Below are 16,472 nucleotides of genomic sequence, written 5' to 3' on the forward strand. Positions count from 1 at the left end.
CTCGCCGCCCGTCTAGGATGCCGTGTTCTTCGTGGGGATCGTGCGCGCGCGATAGACTGCTCCGCTGCTGTCTCGAATCAAGGTATCAGGCGCCCCTTCCGGAACGCTCTTGTTCGCAAGGAAGCGGCGCAGATCGGCTTTCGCCACCGGATCGGCGAGCAGTCTGGTTGCCAGTTTGCTTTTAAAGGCTTTCATCGCTTTACTGTGCCACAGGTGCGGTGCGCTGTATAGCGCTCGCGCAAACGGGCAAACGTTGCGTACGTAAGACGCGCCCGCGCCTATCGCACACATGCTTTCCATTGAAAAATTTTTGTCTCCCTCTGACAGCCGGGTTCAGTGTGCGTTTTACGTGCTCTAACGCACATAGCGCTGCCTGTTGACCTGATTTAATCCTGCTATTATTTATTCAAGCAAATGCCACTTTGCCTTGTGCAGGCCGTTGATACCGCTCATGCCTGTGCGCTTCCACCGGAAGTAATCTAAGCTACGTTGGCTTGAAGTGCTGTCTGAAAGGGGAACCTCATGGAACCGGTACAAGACAACCTGCCGATCGAAAGCGCTAGTGCGGGACTGCTGACGACAATGACGCAGCCGCCACGTAACAGCCGCATGCTGCCCGCCAAGGGATCCTGCTGGTATTGCGAAAAGCCGCTCGACAGCGTGCGCCGCTTCTGCGACCGGGAATGCAAGGACTCCTTCGACGAAGAAGCGCAGTACGACGTTTAAGCATTTTGCAGCAAGGGTTTCAGGGCCGCGAGCGCGCCCTCGAAATCGAATTCGTGCGCGGCGGCCGATACGGTCTCATACACGTTGACCCCCAGCGCCGCAGCCAGTACCGAGGCATGCTGTTCCAGCACATCGATCGCCTCGCCGTTCCCTTCATCCAGCATTTGCGCCAGGCGCCGCAGCAGGGCATCGAGCTCGGCTTGAGCGGGCATGGGCGGCGGCATCGTATCCGGCAGCACCGGGCTTTCCAGCAGCTCGCCGTCGATCATCGCCAGCAGGCGGATCAGCGCATGGTCGAGACGGCGCAACGCCGCGCCTTCGCCGCGGGCGATGACTGCATCCGCTTCCTGCGCCAGCGCATACACCTCCTGCCCGCCGATCAGCCCTGCCGCGCCTTTCAGGGTATGGATGGTGCGGCGCGCCGTTTCAACGTCGCCGCCTTCCAGCTGGATGAGCGCGTCCTGCACCGCCGCGGCGTAGTCGTGGCGGAAGCGCTTCAGGATCTGCAGGTAGATGCGGCGGTCGCCCATCAGCCGCTCCATGCCGAGGGCGGTGTCGAGCGGCACGGTGCTGGCAAGCAGGGATGCGGAAAGTCCGGCCATCGTTCCTATTTTGTCGTGAAGGACCAGTTGCGCGTAACGGCGGCGCCGTCCACGGAACCGGCGAAGCTTACATCATAAGTGGTCGCCGCGTTCAATTTCGCGAGCGGGATGATGGCTGCCGCCGAGGCGGGCGTGTTGCTGTCCGTGGACTTGGTCAGCAGGCGCGCGGCAAGGTTGCTGCCGCCGCGCGGCTTCACGGTGAAGCTGGTTACCGCGATGGTGGACGCGATATTGGCATGCACGCTGATCGGGTAGCCCACCTCGTTCTGGTTCGGCACCGGGTCGGGCGCTTCGCTGTCGCTCATGAAGTTGACCGGCACGGCCGTCTGGTCCACGCCCGGATACACCGCCACCGTTCCCCGCGCAACGCCCGCGCCATAGCCGCCGCTCGCCGCCATGGCCGCCGTGAAGTAGGTGTAGTTGCTGTTGCTGGTTGCGGCGCCCGTACCCGCCTCCTTGAACACCGGTTCGAAGATCACGAAGCGGTGGTAGATGGCGGCGATGAGTTCTTCCGCATGGTAGAAGCCCGCACGGTCGCCCGCCGCCGAGATCACTTCGCCATAGGCGTAAGGCGCTGTGACCCTGTAGCCCGCCGCGTTGAAGCGGTCGATCAGGTTCGCGCCCGTGAAGCCGGGATTGCCCGCCACCTGCGTGTGCGACACGGTATTGTTGGTCATCAGATAATTTGCATGTCCCTGGGAGGCAAGGTCCATCTGGGCGTTGCGTGCCAGCGTGGCGAGCCCGATCTGGGAGCGGCGGAAGTTGAACCAGTTGAAGCCGTCCGTCGCGGTGTTGCCGGTGGCTGCGGGCGCGCCGGGCGCGGAAGGCGTAGGCGGCGGATTGGTCGGAGGCGGCGTAACACCGCCGGAGTTCGAGGAACCTCCGCCTCCGCCGCATGCGCTCAACAGGGCAGCCAGCAGGAGGGCAAGAAAGCGGATGTGACGGGTATCGCTTGAGCGCATGATCTGCTCCAGTACTGCCGGAACAGCGTCCGGCCACGAGCCGATTCTATGCCAATTTCCCAGGCGCAGCCGTCCAGTTGCCGTACTGCCAATATTGCATGCCATAGGCTCCCGCCGCGTTAGAATAGCCTGACCAACAATTATTCAGCCCGAGCTTTGAACAAGACCCGCACCGCGCGCATGCAGCGCGCCAAATTCGCCTTGCCCAGCACGGTAACCCTGCTGTCGATTGCCTGCGGCTTCGGCAGCATCGTCATTTCGGTGGACAACGCCCACGTCGGCTTCGCCCAGGACTACCGCCTGGCGGCCGCGCTGCTGGTGCTGGCCGGTATCTTCGACGCACTGGACGGCTTCGTGGCGCGCGCCACCGGCACCAGTTCCGAATTCGGCGTGCAGCTCGATTCGATTGCGGACGTGATGAATTTCGGCTGCGCGCCCGCCATGCTGCTGTATTGCTACGGCTTCGTGCTGATGGGGCCTGCCGATCCCACGCTGTTGCGGGCGGGCGGCATTGCCGCCTTCTTCTTCGTTGCCTGCGGCGCCCTGCGGCTGGCGCGCTTTAATGTGAACGTGGGACGTACCGATCCGCGCTACTTCGTGGGCATGCCGATCACCGCTGGCGCGGCCTGCGTGGCCTCGGTGGTGGTGGCCTGGCCCGAGTCGCCGGAAACGGCCCTGCATGGCTACCTGATCGTGCTGCTGCTCTTCGTGGTGGGCAGCCTCATGGTCTCCACCATCCGCTTCCCCAGCTCCAAGCAGAAGAAAAGCGCCGCCGCCTTCGTGGTGCTGGCGCTGAACATCGGCCTGCTGGTCTGGCTGGGCTACTACTACTTCGTGCTCTTCTTCCTCGTCTACATCGTTGGCACCGTGGCGCTGAACCTGGCCTGGCGCTCCGGCTGGCGCGGCATCGCCCCGCCCAAAACCTACGACGACGAGATTTAAGCCACTTCGCTCTGGCGCGCCGCACCCAGGATATCGAACCACTGTTCGCGCTCCAGGGTGAAGCGCGTCGCCTCCACCGCTTCGGCAATGGCGGCGATGCGGCCGCTGCCCGTGAGCGGAATGGGGCGCGAGGGCAGTGCCATCATCCACGCGAACACCACGCTCGAGAAGGGGCGGTTCAATTCGTTGGCAATCTGCTGGATCTTGCCGCGGAGGGGCTGGAGCTTCGCGTTCTCCTTGTCGAACAGGCGGCCGCCTGCAAGAGGAGACCAGATCATGGGCGCCACGCCCTTGTCCTGCAGGCCGTCGAAGGTCTCGTCGAACATTGGCGCCAGGTGCAGGGGCGAGAACTCGACCTGGTTGGTGGCCAGCGGAATGCGCCGGTGCAGGCACTCGAACTGGTGGCGGCTGAAGTTCGACACGCCGAAATGCTTCACCTTGCCCGCCGCGCGCAGGGCCTTGAAGGCGTCCGCCATCTCGTCGAAGTCCATGAGCGGGTCGGGGCGGTGGATCAGCAGCAGGTCCAGGTGGTCCGTGCGCAGGGCCTTGAGCGAGTTGTCCACCGAGGCAGCGATATGCGCGGCCGTGGTGTCGTAGTGCTTGATCCCGTGGGACGGGCGGGCCGGCCCAACGAGCTTGATGCCGCATTTGCTCACGATCTGCATGCGCTCGCGCAGGGCAGGCCTGAGCGCCAGGGCCTCGCCGAAGAGGCTTTCAACCTGGTAGCCGCCGTAAATGTCGGCGTGATCGAAGCTGCTTACGCCCATGTCCAGGCACTGCTCGATCAGGGCCAGGCGCTGCTGGGGCGTCATCTCCCATTCCTTCATCCGCCACATGCCCGCCACGATACGGGACAGTTCAAGCCCGTCGTCGCTGGTACGGAGGGCGGGGCAGGGCGTCTGGCTCATGGTTCTCGCTCGTCAAATGGTGAAAGCAGGATTATAAGCGGCCCCTGCTGGAAGCGCTTCCAGCCCGGACGTTGCTCCCACAGCTAAATTTTGCCCAGACCCCTGAATTTTCTGATAACTCCATGTATGATGAGGAGATTATTTCCAGTTGGAAGCTTACGGAGGAGCAAGGTGGGTCTGTTATCAATGTTTGGTCGCAAGTCGGGCAGTGGGAAAGAGGAGGCCAGCGTCGAAGAGCTGGACAGCAGCCTGGACTACGATGCCGCAGATGCCATGCTGTGCCGCGACGAGATTACGGACAGCCGCAACCGCCTGTGCGGCTACCGCTTCACCTTCCAGCCCGCTAAGGCGGGCGGCCACGCGCCGGAAGAAGCCTTTTTCGAAGTGCTGGAAGCCACCGAGGTGCCGGCCTTTGCGGCGCGCCGCATGGCCCTGATTCCCGTCAGCGGCGAAGCCATCGCAGAAGGCCGCCATGTGCCGCTGATCGCGCCTTACACCGTTTTCCTGGCGGACTCCCTGCAGGCCACCATGCCTGCCGAGGCGCTGGCGGGCCACCTGTCCGCCCTGCGCAAGTCCGGTCCCAAGGTCGCCCTGAAGGTATCGGGCAAGCAGCTGGCGCCGCAGGCCCTGCTGTCCCAGGCCGATTTCTATTTCGTGGACCTGCATGAAGGCAGCGTCGACGACTTCCAGGTCCTGCTGGGCAAGCTGAAGACCGCCAATGCCAACGCCAAGTTCGCCGTCGACTGCGTGGAAACCTGGGACGAACAGCGCATGTGCCTGTCGCTGGGCGCCGAATTCTGCCTGGGCGGCTTCATGTCCAAGCCGGACGATATCGACCCTGAAGGCCGCCTCGACCAGGGCCGCCTGACCTCGATCCAGCTCCTGAACCTTCTGCGCAGCGATGCCGAGGTGAGCGAGCTGAGCGAAGTGGCCAAGCGCGATCCGGGCCTGACCTTCCAGCTGCTGAAGTGGGCCAACGCGCCGGGCATCGGCTCGACCACGGCGGTGACCAGCCTGAATCAGGCGATCATCGTGCTCGGCCGCAATCACCTCTACCGCTGGCTGACCGTGTCCATGTTCCGCCTGGGCACCGAGAAGGAGCGCGACGAGTCCCTGCTGGAAATCGCCCTGACCCGCGCCCGCTTCCTGGAAACGGCCGGTCCCAAGACCATGCCCAAGGCCCAGCGCGACGAGCTCTTCCTGGTGGGCATGCTCTCCCTCTTCGAGCAGCTGCTGAAGATGCCGATGGCGAAGATCCTGGACGTGATGCACCTGGCCGCGGACATCCGCGAAGTGCTGCTGAACAGCGAAGGCCCTTACGGTCCTTACCTGAAGATGGTGCTGCTGCTGGAGCGCAACCAGGTGGAAAAAGGACTGGCGCTGGCCGACCAGCTGGGCATCGAGGCGGACTCGCTGGCTGAAGCAGGCAGCGGCGCCTTCGCCTGGGCCCAGGAAGCGCTGCGCGCCTCGCAGTAAGCGGCAGGCGCCACACACAAAAAAGCCCGCGCAAGTGAACTGAACCCCAAGAGTTGGACACCAACTTTTGGGGTTTTTTCATGACGAAGTACGATGAGAAGTTCAAGCTAGCGGTAGTTCAGCAGTACCTGCGCGGCGGGGCCGGTTACAGGACGATCGCGCAAGAGCATAGGGTCGCATATGGGATGGTGCGACGCTGGGTGGAGTCGTTCCGGGCCCATGGTGTCGGAGGACTCAAGAAGAAGTTCAGCCACTACAGTGCCGAGTTCAAGCTCTCAGTCTTGCGGCACATGTGGGAAAATGAACTTTCATACGGTCAGACGGCCGCTCAGTTCAATATCCGCAATCCTGGCATTCTGGCTGCTTGGGGGCGTAGTTACGAAAATGGCGGGCTGGATGCCCTGCAGCCCGGCCAACGAGGAAAACCGAGCAAGATGGCAACCGCAACGGAAAAAACAGAAGATTCCCCCAACGATGACACGCGCACCCGCGAGGAGCTGCTGGCGGAGGTAAACCATCTCCGCATGGAGGTGGCATATCTAAAAAAGTTGCGAGCCTTGGTTCAAGCACAGCAGAAGGCGACTCCCGCCAAAAAGCGCAAGTAGTGCAGGAACTAAGGCAGCAGTATCCAATTGCCGGATTGTTGAAGCTGGCAAAGCTGCCGCGCAGCACCTTCTACTACCAGCAGAAAGTGCTTCAAGGCGGCGACAAGCACGCGCAGGTTAAAGAGCAGATCAAGACGATATTTAATCGTCACCAGGGACGTTATGGCTATCGCCGCGTCACTGCCGCGGTGCGTCAGCTGGGTCTGCTGGTCAACCATAAAAAAGTACAGCGCTTGATGGGAACGCTGGGACTGAAATCGCTGGTTCGACCCAAGAAATACCGATCATTCAGGGGCGAGGTGGGGCGTGCTGCATCGAACGAGCTGAACCGCCAGTTCCAGGCCGATGCCGCCAACCAGAAGTGGGTTACCGATGTGACCGAGTTCAATGTGGCCGGCAGGAAGCTGTATCTTTCGCCTGTGCTCGATCTCTACAACGGCGAAATCGTCGCCTTCGAAACCGCCGAGCGTCCCAAGTTCGAATTGGTCAGCTCAATGCTGAAGCAGGCACTGGCGAAACTCGGCCCCAACGACAAACCGATGCTTCATTCCGACCAGGGGTGGCAATATCGTATGCCCGCCTACCAGCGTCAGCTCCACCAACGCGAGCTGGTGCAAAGCATGTCGCGGAAGGGAAACTGCCTCGATAACGCGGCGATGGAGAGCTTTTTCGCGGTGTTGAAGACCGAGTTCTTCTACCTCAATAAGTTCAACAGCGTCGAGGAACTCAGGGCTGGGCTGAAGCGCTACATCCATTACTACAACCATGACCGCATCAAGCTCAAACTAAAAGGGCTGAGCCCGGTACAATTCCGGACTCAGCCCTTGGCTGCCTAACTAAACTGTCCAACTCTTTGGGGTCAGTTCACTCGGGCGCCGTTTTTTTATTTCTTAAAGGGGACAGACCCCTTTAGGAAACATTTCTTAAAGGGGTCTGTCCCCTTTAAGAAATTCAGAACCGGTCGGCGCTTAGCACGGTTACCTCGCCCCAGTTCAGCGCGCGGATTGGCGCCTCGATTTTGCGCAGGTCGCCGATCACCAGCCAGATCGTCTCCTCCGGCTTGATGAACTTCGCCGCTGCGCCAGCCAGCTGCGGCTCGCTCAGCGCGCGCACATTGCCCGCGTAGCGCGACCAGTAATCGTCCGGCAGCTTGAAGTTGAGGCTTGTCAGCGCGGCGTTCTCCAGCGCGTTGATGGTCTCGAAGCGGCCAGCAAGACGCGAAGTCATGTTGCGCATGATGCTCCCGTATTCCTCGCCCTTGATGGGACGTGCGCCCGCAATGTCCTTCACTTCCCTCGCCACCTCCACCATGGACTCCTTCGTCTTGTCCGTCTGCACAGGCGCGATGACGTAGAACATGCGCTGGCCGCGGTGCGTGGTCAGCTGGCCTGCGGTGCCGTAGCTCCAGTGCTTGTCCAGGCGCAGGTTGCGGTTCAGGCGCGAAGTCGCCATGCCGCCGAAGTTCTGCATCACCGGCTCTATCGCCAGGTCTTCCGGTTGGCCCTGGGCCTGCGAGATGTGGGCGGCGACGATGGTGGACTGAGGCGCATCGGGTTTGTCGATCAGGAAGATGCGCTTGCCCTGGGTGGCAGGCACGGTGGGCACCGTCTTGGAAGGCGCGCTGCCCGCCTTCCAGGCGCCGAAGGCCGATTCCAGCATGGGCTTGAGCTTCTCCATGGTGGTGTCGCCCGTGACGACGATGGTCGCGCTGCCCGGCTTGAACCACTCGGCGTGCCACTTCATGAGGTCTTCGCGGCTCAGGGTTGCCACGGTCTTCTCGTAGCCCGAGGCGGGACGGCCGTAGGCATGGCCTTCGCCGTACAGCAGCACCGGCAGGGCGCGGATGGCCAGGTTGTTCGGCTGGGCCTTCTCCTGCGCGATGCCCGCCACCCGGCGCTGGCGGGCCAGCGTGAACTGGTCGGCCGGGAAGGTGGGCGTGAGCGCCGCCTCGGCCATCAGCTTGAGCGAGGGCGCGAGATTCTGGCTGGTGGCCTGCAGGCGCACCACCGAGAGATCCGAGGTGGTGGCAGTGAGCAGGCGCGCGCCCAGCGATTCCAGCGCGTCCGACATCTGGAAGGCATTGTGGTTCCTGCTGCCCTTGTCCAGCAGGTCCAGGGTCAGCGACGCGAGGCCCACCTTGTCTGTGCTGTCGGAGGCGATACCCGCATCCACTGCCAGCGCCACGTTCACGATGGGCGCCGAGTGCCGCTCCAGCAGCACCACGTTCAGGCCATTGGACAGCTTCGCGCGCTGCATCTCGGGGAACTTCACGTCCGGCGCATCGCCCAGCGACGGCAGCACCTTGCGGTCCACGTCCGGCTTGGCGGCCGAAACCTTGGCGAAGGGCTTGACCGTCATCGTGTAATGGTTCGCCTTCAGCCACTTGTTCGCCACCGATTTCACCTCGGCCGGAGTGGCCTTGGCCGTGAGCTCCACCTGTTTCAGGTAGAAGTCCGGCGTGCCTGCATAGGTCATGCTGTTGGCCAGCACGTCGGAACGGCCGCCCATGCCGCCCAGGCGCTCGATACTGCGGGCGAAGCGCGCCAGGTCGCTGGTCTTCACGCGCGCCAGTTCTTCGGCGGTGGGACCCTTGGCCAGCAGCTCGTTCAGCACGGCGTCGATCTCGCGTTCGACGTCGGCAGGATTCACGCCGGGCTTGAGCGTTACGACGATATCGAAGGTGCCGCCCAGCTCATTGCCGTCCGCGCCTGCTTCAACCGCTGTGGCCAGCGCCTTGTCGTAGACGAGGCGCTTCTCCAGCCGCGCGCTGCGCGAACCGGCCAGCAGGCCGCCTACCAGCTGCAGGCTCTGGAGCTCGGGATCTTTCCACGCAGGCGCGTGATAGCTGCGGTAGATGCGCACCTGGGGCACGAGGTCCTCCATCTCGTCGCGCAGATTGCGGTCCAGCTGGGGAATCCAGGTCTCGGTGCGGGGCAGGGGAGGACCCGGCGGAATGGAACCGTAATATTTGTTCACCAGCTCCAGGGCGCGTTCGGGCGTGATGTCGCCCGCCAGGGTCAGCACGGCGTTATTCGGGCCGTAATAGCTGCGATACCACTCCTTGATGTCTTCCAGCGAGGCGGCATTCAGATCGTCCATGCTGCCGATGGTGGACCAGGAATACGGGTGCGAATAGGGATACATTTTCGCGACCTGTTCCTGATAAACCTTGCCATAAGGCCGGTTCTCGCCCTGCCGTTTTTCGTTCTGCACCACGCCGCGTTCCCGTTCCAGCATTTCCTTGGAAATGTAATTGGCGAGAAAACCCATGCGGTCCGCTTCGAGATACAAGGTGCGCTCCAGCGCAGATACCGGAACGTCCTCGAAGAAATTGGTGCGGTCGGTATTGGTGGTGCCATTGCGGTTATTGGCGCCCAAATCGTCCATGGCTTCGCGGAAGCCGTGGGGATAATTCTCCGAGCCGTTGAAGAAGAAATGCTCGAATAAATGCGCGAAGCCAGTCTTGCCGCGTTTCTCGTTGCGCGAACCGACGTGGTACCAGGTGTTCACGGCCACCACGGGCACGCTGTGGTCGGTATGCACGATCAGCGTGAGGCCGTTCTGGAGCACGAATTTCTTGTAGGGGATGGTGTAAGGCTTGAGGTCCACCGCCGCTGGGGCCGCCGGGGCGGCGTGCAGGGCGGGAACGGCGAAGGCTAGAGCGAGGGCAAAGGCCAGTTTTGTTTTCATTGGTCACCTTGTTGTGGTTTTGTCTCCTGAAGCGCGAGCTCAGGCTCGCGCTGGGCCATTCTACGCCCGTTTGCGCTGGGCAAGCATGCCAGTTATGAGCGTATCCATGCTAAGATTTGGCTCATGATTGCGCAGGCACTTTTCACTCCCGCCCAGCAGAAGCTGCTGGGCTTGCTATTTGTACGTGTGAACGAAGGGTTTCACCTGAACGAGATCATGCGTCTTACCGGCCTGGGCAGTGCTTCGGCCCAGCGGGAGCTCAAGCGCCTGCACGAGGCTGGGCTGATCGTGTCCGAACGCATCGGCAATGTGCGCCAGTTCCGGCCGAACAAGGAAAGTCCCGTCTACGAGGAGCTGCGCAGCCTGGTGAAGAAGACCTTCGGCCTGGTGAGTGTGCTGAATTCGGCCCTGGCGCCGATGCGCCGTTCGCTGAATGTGGCCTTCGTTTATGGTGCCACGGCGAAGGAACAGGAAATGTCCGATAACCCGGTCGAACTGCTTTTGATCGGAGAAAATACGACGTACGGCGAATTACTGAATCGCCTTCCGATTGCCGAGAGAATATTGCGGCGCCGGATTAATCCCAATTTATATTCCGTGCCCGATTTCCAGCGCCGCCTGCGAGATAAACAGCCGTTTATTTTGAAAGTGCTGGAAGACCGCAAGGTATTCGTGCTGGGCGACGACCTCGATCTTGACGAAATCGTGCGCGGTGAAATGAATCCCGCCGTCGACGAATTCATTTAGCCTGCACTATGGCGGCACGCGGGGAGAGGTAGATTTCGCGGGCGCGCGGACGGGGTTTCCGTTCGCCGGGAAAGCTCAGGGACAGGCGGGTGAACAGGCCCGGTTCCGATTCCACGCGGATGCTGCCGCCAAATGCGTTCACCACCTTCTTGCAGAAAGCCAGGCCCATGCCGGTGCCGCCGCTGCTGTGGCGGGTGCTGTAATAGGGGTCGAAGACGTGGGGCAGCACGTCGGGCGGAATGCCCTGGCCCGTATCCGCCACCACCAGCCAGTTCTGCTCGCCCTCCCGGAAGCACTCCACCGTCACGCCGCCCCGGCCCGCCGCCTTTACCGCGTGCAGGGCGTTCTTCAGCAGGTTGTAGAGCACATAGACCAGCAGGGTATCCGAGCCGTAGAAGCTGAAGTCCTCGCGCAGCAGAAGCGCTACCCGTTCCCGCTCCGCCTCCGCGAAGGGATAGCAGGCGATGGCCTCCTCGATGCACTTGCGCACCGAGTGCAGGGCGAAGTCGTCGCATTGCAGCGTGCCTGCCCGGGCCGACGCGAGCAGCATGTCCACGATGAAGTTCGAGCGCGCCACCTCGGCCTCGATATGCGTGGCGATCTCGCTCAGGTAGCGCAGCTGCTCCGGCGCGAGGCCGGGCGCCTCCGAACGCTGGTAGCCCGCGATCAGCTCCGGCAGGCTGCGCGCCAGCACGCGCGACTGGCTGCGGATCGTAGCGAGCGGGGTGCGCACTTCGTGGGCGATGGTGGCTGCCGCCGCCATCGGGTCCGCCAGCAGATTGTGCCGCACCATGGCCTGCGCGATCAGGCCCAGGCTGCAGGCGATGCACAGCACGCCGGGCGGATAGAACTCCACGCCGTAGTTGCACAGATAGTCCACCGCCGCCGCGAAGTAGATCAGGATGCTGAACAGGCAATAGCGCAGGCGTGTGCGCTCGGTGGACACGGCGACCTCCTGGCGCAGGTAAAGCAGCGCGACAGCCCGCCCCACCACGGCTACCGTCTGCGCGAGGTAGAGGGGATGCAGCACGCCCGCCATGGGGTAGTAGCCGAAGAAATAGGGATAGAGGCCTGCCACCACCCAATCGGTGCCTAGCAGCAGAACCGCCAGCACAGCCGACAGTCCGTAGCTCGCGTACACGAGGCGGCGGTCCCCGTGGCGGCGCGTCAGCTCCGTAATGAAATGGTAGAGGGCGGTCGGCAGAAAGAGAATCGGCACATAGCCCGCCTGCACGATACGCCAGGCGATATCGGCATCCTCCGTCTGGAACAGCACCGCCCATGCGGCCTGCCACAGAAAGGTTGTGATGCAGAGCAGGAAGAAGGTCACGCTCACGCGGTTCGCGCCGCGCGAATGGAGCACGTATGCGCCGTAGCTGATAAACAGAGCAGACACCACCGCTGGCAGGAGCGAATACATGCAATCTTCCTCATGAGAATCATTCACGCGGACCGATAGTAACAACGGGCTGTTGCAAAAGCCATGCACGTATCGTGGAATTCTTAGCAAGCCTTGCGTTAGATCAAAAGTGCGCTAGGCATTTACGCAAGAGTAAATATAGGCCCACCCGTTAAGGAGAAATCCCATGTTTATGCACGCATCCGACGCTCTTGCCACTGCTCCCCGCGCCGACCTGACCTTCCATCATGAACTGTCGATTTACCTGAAGGACTCGAACGCCTACGGCAACACCTACTTTGCGCGCTACTTCGAGTGGCAAGGGATCTGCCGGGAAAAGTGGTTCTACGATTGCATCTCGCGCGACATGCTGAAGAACGAAGGCGTGTTCATCACGAAGCACGCGGAACAGGAATACCTGCAGGAGACCTTCCCCTTCCAGGACATTGTCTGCGAGGTGAATACCTACGATGTAAAGCGCTGCTCGTTCTGGCTGGAGTTCCGCTTCTACGCGGACGGCAACCCGGTCTCGATCGGGCGGCAGCAGATCGTCTTCGCCAACCACGCCAAGCACATCACGGCGCTGCCGGAGCTGGTGCTGAAGCGCATCAAGCGCTACGAGCTCCGCTAACCGCCGGCCCCATGTCCAACCTTGGGGTCACACCCCCAAGGTGGACACGGGCTCAGCTGCAGTTAGTGCTGCTGTCGGGCGATCCAGTTGTTGACCTTGGTTTCCAGCAGGCTGAGGGGAAGGGTGCCGTCTTCCAGCACCACCTGGTGGAAGGCGGGGAGGCTGAAGCGCGGGCCCAGCGCTTTCTGCGCGCGCTGGCGCAGTTCCATGATCTTGAGCGCACCGATCTTGTACGCCACCGCCTGTCCCGGCCATGCCATATAGCGCTCGGTCTCGCTCTTCGCCACCTCGTCGTAGCCCAGGGTGTCCTTCATGTACTGGATGGTCTGCTCGCGCGTCCAGCCTTTGGCGTGCATGCCCGTGTCGACCACCAGCCGCACGGCGCGCAGCATTTCGTCGTTCAGGTGGCCGAAGTATTGCGCCGGATCGTCGAACAGCTGCATCTCGCGGCCCAGGGTTTCGGCGTACAGCGCCCAGCCTTCCGTGAAGGCGGTATTGCCGCCGAACTTGCGGAAGTTGGGCAGCTCCAGTTCCTGCATCAGCGCGATGTGGAAGTGGTGGCCCGGTTTGCCTTCATGCAGGAAGAGCGTGGTCATGCCCGTGCTGCCGTACTTCTTCGGATCCGTGACCACGGACCAGAACACGCCGGGACGCGAACCGTCCGCCGCGGGCGCCGTGTAGTGGTCGGAGGCAGTGTCGCGGCTCAGCTCAGGCTCCAGGCGAAGATCGAGCTTCGCCTTGGGCAGCAGGGTGAACATGGACGGCAGCTTCGTGTCCAGAACGTCGTTCAGCTTGTGGTAGACCGCCTGCACCTCATCTTCCGTTTTGAAGGGGAAGAACTTGGGCTGCTGCGCAATCCAGCCGGGCAGCCCCGCCGCAGGACCCGTATAGCCAAGCTGCGGGCCAAGGCGTGCGTACTCGGACTGGATGCGCGCCACTTCCTTCAGGCCCGTTTCGTGGATCTGCTCGGGCGTCAGCTGCGTCGTCGTGGAATCGGCGATGCGCACCTTGTACCACGCCGCGCCGTTCGGCAGGGCGCTGATGCCGGTGCTCGTGCGGCAGGCCGGGATATACGTCTGCTCCAGGTATGCCGCCAGCCTGGACAGCGACGGCAGCAGCTTGCCCACCGTTGCGCGGTAGGACTCCGTCAGGCGCTGCTTGTCTTCCGCGCTGAAGCTGGCGGGCAGTTTCCCGATGGGCGTGTAGTAGATGCTCTGCTCAGGCGCCGCGCTCACCAGCTTCTGGAACTGGGGCAGGGCGGATACCATGATGGCCTTGGGCTGCACCACGCCGCGCCGGATGCCTTCGTCCATATTGGCGATGGCCTGGTCGATCCACGCGGGCAGCTGCGAGAGCCGGTTTTGGTAGGCGTCGTAATCCTTCACGGTCTTGAGGGGCTGCGAGGCGTCGCCGCTGGAGAAGTTGGCCAGGGTGACGGGCATGCTGTCCATCTGGTTGATCGGCAGCAGGTGCTCGGGGAAGGGCTCGTAGGAGAGCAACGTCTTCAGCTCGAAAGCCAGCACCTCGTAGTTGATGCGGTCGCGCTGGGTGAGCGCGCGCTGGTCGATCTGCTTGAGCCGCGCGCTGAAGCCGCGGTAGCGGTCGAACTGGCGCTTGCGTTCCACGGGCGAGATGGCCATGCCGATCTGGTCGTCGAAGCGGTTGTCGCCGTTCTCGGTGGCGTCCACAGGCTCGAAGCGGGCCAGCGCATCGTAGTATTCGTCGGCCAGTGCGCGGAACTTCTTCGCGGCCGCTTCGGATACGGCGGCAGAGACCTTGCTGGCGGCAGGAGCCGCTGCCTGGGCGGGCAGATACGCCATCAACAGTGCGGCGCTCAATGCAGCCAGGGGCAGGCGGTGCTTCATCGGTGGTCTCCTCTAATAGTGTTGGAACGCAATCGGCGACAAGCATAAGCGATTTGCTCCGTGCTGCGATAGCGTAATTGCCGTGTGGCAAGCATTTTTGTGTCAGAATGGATATTCCTGTCTGCCGGAAGCCGAACGATGCGCCTGCCTGTCCTCTGTCTCCTGAGTTTCGCCGCTGCGGCGGCGCATGCCGATGTGGGCCTGCTGGGCGTGATGACGAACCGTGCCCTCCTCTCGGTGGACGGTGCGGCGCCCCGCATGTACGGCGTGGGCGCCACGCTTCCGGACGGCGGCAAGCTGGTCGCCGTTTCGCGCGGCGACGCCACCATCGAACACAATGGCCAGCGCTACACCGTCGCCCTCGGCCAGCCCGCCGCGCGCGCAGGGTCCGCAGGCAAATCGGAGAAGCTGGTGCTGGCGCCGGACGCGCAAGGACATTACGTGGTGCAGGGAGAGATCAACAGCGTATCCGCCCGCATGCTGATCGACACTGGCGCGAGCCTTATCGCGCTGCCCGGCCACGAAGCGGAACGCATGGGCATCGATTTCCGCAAGGGCCGCCGCGTCTATGTGAGCACCGCCAACGGCCAGACCGTGGCATGGCGCGTCAAGCTCGATACGCTGCGCCTCGGGGACATGGAGCTGCATGCGCTGGACGCCCTGGTCCATGAAAGCGGCCTGCCCATCATCCTGCTCGGGAATTCCTTCCTGAACCGCTTCGACATGCGGCGCGACGGCGACCAGATGACGCTGCAGCGCCGCTACTGAATTTCCGCCAGCCGCTTCTCGTACAGCGCCGCCACCAGGTCGGACTGCGTCACCATGCCCGCCAGGCGCTGTTCGTGATCGACCACGGGAATATGGTGGAAGCCCGAATCGGCCATGAGCGGCACGAGATCGACGATGGGCGTATCCAGCTGCGCCACCTGCGGGCGCGGCGTCATGATCTGGCCGATCACTTCGGCTTTCTCCGAATGCGTGCGTCCGCTGGGGCGCAGGAAGTGCAGCAGGCGGTCGCGCATGCTGCGGTAGTCGTCCACGCCGCCGTGCGCCAGGAAGTCGCTCTGCGTCACGATGCCGATGACGCGGCGGGCAGGATTCAGCACCGGCAGCGCGGCGATGCGGTGGCCGCGCATATCCTTCCATGCCTGGGTAAGGCCCGTGCCGTATTCGGCCGAGATCACATCCTTCGACATGATGTCGCCGCAGGTGATGACGCCGAAGCGGCGCTGGTAGGCGCGCATCTCCGTCTGCAGGAAGAGCGATTCGAGATCGTCGCGGCTGATATCCAGCACTTCGTTGTAGCGCTTGAGCACCACGTCGAGATCTTCCGGCGTGAAGCCGAGGCGCGCGGTCGGCACATTGTCCGCCGTGGCGTGGGGATGGGCGGGCGGCGCCACCACGTGCGGATAGCGCTTCCCCGTCAGGCGGTGATAGAGAATGGCTGCCGCCACCATCAGCACGGAGTCGAGCAGCACGGGGCCCAGCGCAAAGGCGAATCCCGCCGTCTGCACGGCGGGGCCGCCGATCACGATCATCAGCGCGCTCGCGCCGCCGGGCGGATGCAGGCAGCGCAGCGCGAACATGGCGCCGATGGCGAGGGCGCTGGCCAGGGCTCCCAGCAAGGGCAAAGGCAGCGCATGGCCCAGCCACTTCCAGCACGCAGCGCCCACCAGCGCGGAGATGACATTGCCGCCGATGACGGGCCAGGGCTGGGCCAGCGGACTGGCGGGAAGGCAGAACAGCAGGACGGCGGAAGCGCCCATGGGCGCCACCAGCCACACCGCATCGGGAGAGAGCAGGGCGCGGGCGCAGAGTGCGGTAATGACAAGACCGATCAGGGCGCCGGCACTGGCGCGCACGCGTTCACTTCCACTCGCCGTTGAGGGAGGAGGGATCAGGGATTTCAGCATCCCGCC

The 16,472-nt window shown here is 63.0% G+C and carries 15 protein-coding genes; 7 read left to right on the forward strand and 8 right to left on the reverse strand.

Annotation, left to right across the window (positions count from 1 at the left end; all coding sequences use genetic code 11):
* Positions 1 to 12 precede the first annotated feature (12 nt).
* Positions 13 to 195 (reverse strand): hypothetical protein, encoded by a 183-nt coding sequence (locus tag LSQ66_RS23320; RefSeq protein ID WP_231767551.1) that lies wholly within the window; start codon positions 193 to 195, stop codon positions 13 to 15.
* A 327-nt stretch (positions 196 to 522) separates the two neighbouring features.
* Here LSQ66_RS23320 and LSQ66_RS23325 point away from each other — a divergent pair, with 327 nt between their 5' ends.
* Positions 523 to 726 (forward strand): hypothetical protein, encoded by a 204-nt coding sequence (locus tag LSQ66_RS23325; protein WP_231767552.1) that lies wholly within the window; start codon positions 523 to 525, stop codon positions 724 to 726.
* Here LSQ66_RS23325 and LSQ66_RS23330 read toward each other — a convergent pair.
* Positions 723 to 1,328: an Hpt domain-containing protein gene (locus LSQ66_RS23330; RefSeq protein ID WP_231767553.1), complete on the reverse strand. Its 606-nt coding sequence runs from the start codon at positions 1,326 to 1,328 to the stop codon at positions 723 to 725. The genes LSQ66_RS23325 and LSQ66_RS23330 overlap by 4 nt on opposite strands.
* Positions 1,329 to 1,333: 5 nt before the next feature.
* A complete protein-coding gene (locus LSQ66_RS23335; protein ID WP_231767554.1) occupies positions 1,334 to 2,290 on the reverse strand; it encodes a CAP domain-containing protein in 957 nt (318 codons plus the stop codon).
* Between the two features lie 180 nt (positions 2,291 to 2,470).
* Here LSQ66_RS23335 and pssA point away from each other — a divergent pair, with 180 nt between their 5' ends.
* Complete coding sequence (pssA, locus tag LSQ66_RS23340; RefSeq protein WP_231770184.1) at positions 2,471 to 3,232, forward strand: CDP-diacylglycerol--serine O-phosphatidyltransferase; 762 nt, start codon at positions 2,471 to 2,473, stop codon at positions 3,230 to 3,232.
* Here the strand turns inward: pssA and LSQ66_RS23345 are convergent.
* A complete protein-coding gene (locus LSQ66_RS23345) occupies positions 3,229 to 4,140 on the reverse strand; it encodes an aldo/keto reductase (protein WP_231767555.1) in 912 nt (303 codons plus the stop codon). The genes pssA and LSQ66_RS23345 overlap by 4 nt on opposite strands.
* A 186-nt stretch (positions 4,141 to 4,326) precedes the next feature.
* On the opposite strand from LSQ66_RS23345, the gene LSQ66_RS23350 reads away from it, so the two are divergent.
* Positions 4,327 to 5,616 carry an EAL and HDOD domain-containing protein gene (locus LSQ66_RS23350; RefSeq protein ID WP_231767556.1) on the forward strand — a complete coding sequence of 430 codons (1,290 nt, stop codon included), beginning with the start codon at positions 4,327 to 4,329 and terminating at the stop codon, positions 5,614 to 5,616.
* Positions 5,617 to 5,696: 80 nt separating this feature from the next.
* A protein-coding gene (locus LSQ66_RS23355) for an IS3 family transposase (RefSeq protein ID WP_231765893.1) occupies positions 5,697 to 7,057 on the forward strand; the annotation gives its coding sequence in 2 pieces (ribosomal slippage) (positions 5,697 to 6,176 and positions 6,179 to 7,057; 1,359 coding nt in all).
* Positions 7,058 to 7,172: 115 nt separating this feature from the next.
* Here LSQ66_RS23355 and LSQ66_RS23360 read toward each other — a convergent pair.
* Entirely contained in the window at positions 7,173 to 9,911 is a 2,739-nt protein-coding gene (locus tag LSQ66_RS23360; protein ID WP_231767557.1) for a M16 family metallopeptidase, read from the reverse strand.
* 123 nt (positions 9,912 to 10,034) lie between these two features.
* Here LSQ66_RS23360 and LSQ66_RS23365 point away from each other — a divergent pair, with 123 nt between their 5' ends.
* Positions 10,035 to 10,658 (forward strand): winged helix-turn-helix domain-containing protein, encoded by a 624-nt coding sequence (locus LSQ66_RS23365; RefSeq protein ID WP_231767558.1) that lies wholly within the window; start codon positions 10,035 to 10,037, stop codon positions 10,656 to 10,658.
* Here LSQ66_RS23365 and LSQ66_RS23370 read toward each other — a convergent pair.
* Complete coding sequence (locus LSQ66_RS23370; RefSeq protein WP_231767559.1) at positions 10,651 to 12,078, reverse strand: sensor histidine kinase; 1,428 nt, start codon at positions 12,076 to 12,078, stop codon at positions 10,651 to 10,653. The two genes, LSQ66_RS23365 and LSQ66_RS23370, sit on opposite strands and share 8 nt — an antisense overlap.
* Positions 12,079 to 12,244: 166 nt before the next feature.
* On the opposite strand from LSQ66_RS23370, the gene LSQ66_RS23375 reads away from it, so the two are divergent.
* On the forward strand, positions 12,245 to 12,688 hold the full coding sequence (locus LSQ66_RS23375; protein ID WP_231767560.1) for an acyl-CoA thioesterase: 444 nt from the start codon (positions 12,245 to 12,247) through the stop codon (positions 12,686 to 12,688).
* 62 nt (positions 12,689 to 12,750) lie between these two features.
* On the opposite strand, the gene LSQ66_RS23380 is transcribed toward LSQ66_RS23375, so the two are convergent.
* Entirely contained in the window at positions 12,751 to 14,553 is a 1,803-nt protein-coding gene (locus LSQ66_RS23380) for a DUF885 domain-containing protein (RefSeq protein WP_231767561.1), read from the reverse strand.
* Positions 14,554 to 14,691: 138 nt separating this feature from the next.
* Between LSQ66_RS23380 and LSQ66_RS23385 the strand changes: the two genes are divergently transcribed.
* Complete coding sequence (locus LSQ66_RS23385; protein WP_231767562.1) at positions 14,692 to 15,321, forward strand: retropepsin-like aspartic protease family protein; 630 nt, start codon at positions 14,692 to 14,694, stop codon at positions 15,319 to 15,321.
* Here the strand turns inward: LSQ66_RS23385 and LSQ66_RS23390 are convergent.
* Positions 15,315 to 16,466: an HPP family protein gene (locus LSQ66_RS23390; protein ID WP_407659545.1), complete on the reverse strand. Its 1,152-nt coding sequence runs from the start codon at positions 16,464 to 16,466 to the stop codon at positions 15,315 to 15,317. The genes LSQ66_RS23385 and LSQ66_RS23390 overlap by 7 nt on opposite strands.
* Positions 16,467 to 16,472: the final 6 nt, after the last annotated feature.

Origin of the sequence: Massilia endophytica, from assembly GCF_021165955.1 — a bacterium.
GTDB lineage: Bacteria > Pseudomonadota > Gammaproteobacteria > Burkholderiales > Burkholderiaceae_D > Rugamonas > Rugamonas endophytica.

Bases quoted from the DNA above. Each gene is read 5' to 3' on its own strand.
- LSQ66_RS23320 (WP_231767551.1), bottom strand. From the start codon at position 195: ATGAAAGCCTTTAAAAGCAAACTGGCAACCAGACTGCTCGCCGATCCG.
- LSQ66_RS23325 (WP_231767552.1), top strand. From the start codon at position 523: ATGGAACCGGTACAAGACAACCTGCCGATCGAAAGCGCTAGTGCGGGA.
- LSQ66_RS23330 (WP_231767553.1), bottom strand. From the start codon at position 1,328: ATGGCCGGACTTTCCGCATCCCTGCTTGCCAGCACCGTGCCGCTCGAC.
- LSQ66_RS23335 (WP_231767554.1), bottom strand. From the start codon at position 2,290: ATGCGCTCAAGCGATACCCGTCACATCCGCTTTCTTGCCCTCCTGCTG.
- pssA (WP_231770184.1), top strand. From the start codon at position 2,471: ATGCAGCGCGCCAAATTCGCCTTGCCCAGCACGGTAACCCTGCTGTCG.
- LSQ66_RS23345 (WP_231767555.1), bottom strand. From the start codon at position 4,140: ATGAGCCAGACGCCCTGCCCCGCCCTCCGTACCAGCGACGACGGGCTT.
- LSQ66_RS23350 (WP_231767556.1), top strand. From the start codon at position 4,327: ATGTTTGGTCGCAAGTCGGGCAGTGGGAAAGAGGAGGCCAGCGTCGAA.
- LSQ66_RS23360 (WP_231767557.1), bottom strand. From the start codon at position 9,911: ATGAAAACAAAACTGGCCTTTGCCCTCGCTCTAGCCTTCGCCGTTCCC.
- LSQ66_RS23365 (WP_231767558.1), top strand. From the start codon at position 10,035: ATGATTGCGCAGGCACTTTTCACTCCCGCCCAGCAGAAGCTGCTGGGC.
- LSQ66_RS23370 (WP_231767559.1), bottom strand. From the start codon at position 12,078: ATGTATTCGCTCCTGCCAGCGGTGGTGTCTGCTCTGTTTATCAGCTAC.
- LSQ66_RS23375 (WP_231767560.1), top strand. From the start codon at position 12,245: ATGTTTATGCACGCATCCGACGCTCTTGCCACTGCTCCCCGCGCCGAC.
- LSQ66_RS23380 (WP_231767561.1), bottom strand. From the start codon at position 14,553: ATGAAGCACCGCCTGCCCCTGGCTGCATTGAGCGCCGCACTGTTGATG.
- LSQ66_RS23385 (WP_231767562.1), top strand. From the start codon at position 14,692: ATGCGCCTGCCTGTCCTCTGTCTCCTGAGTTTCGCCGCTGCGGCGGCG.
- LSQ66_RS23390 (WP_407659545.1), bottom strand. From the start codon at position 16,466: ATGCTGAAATCCCTGATCCCTCCTCCCTCAACGGCGAGTGGAAGTGAA.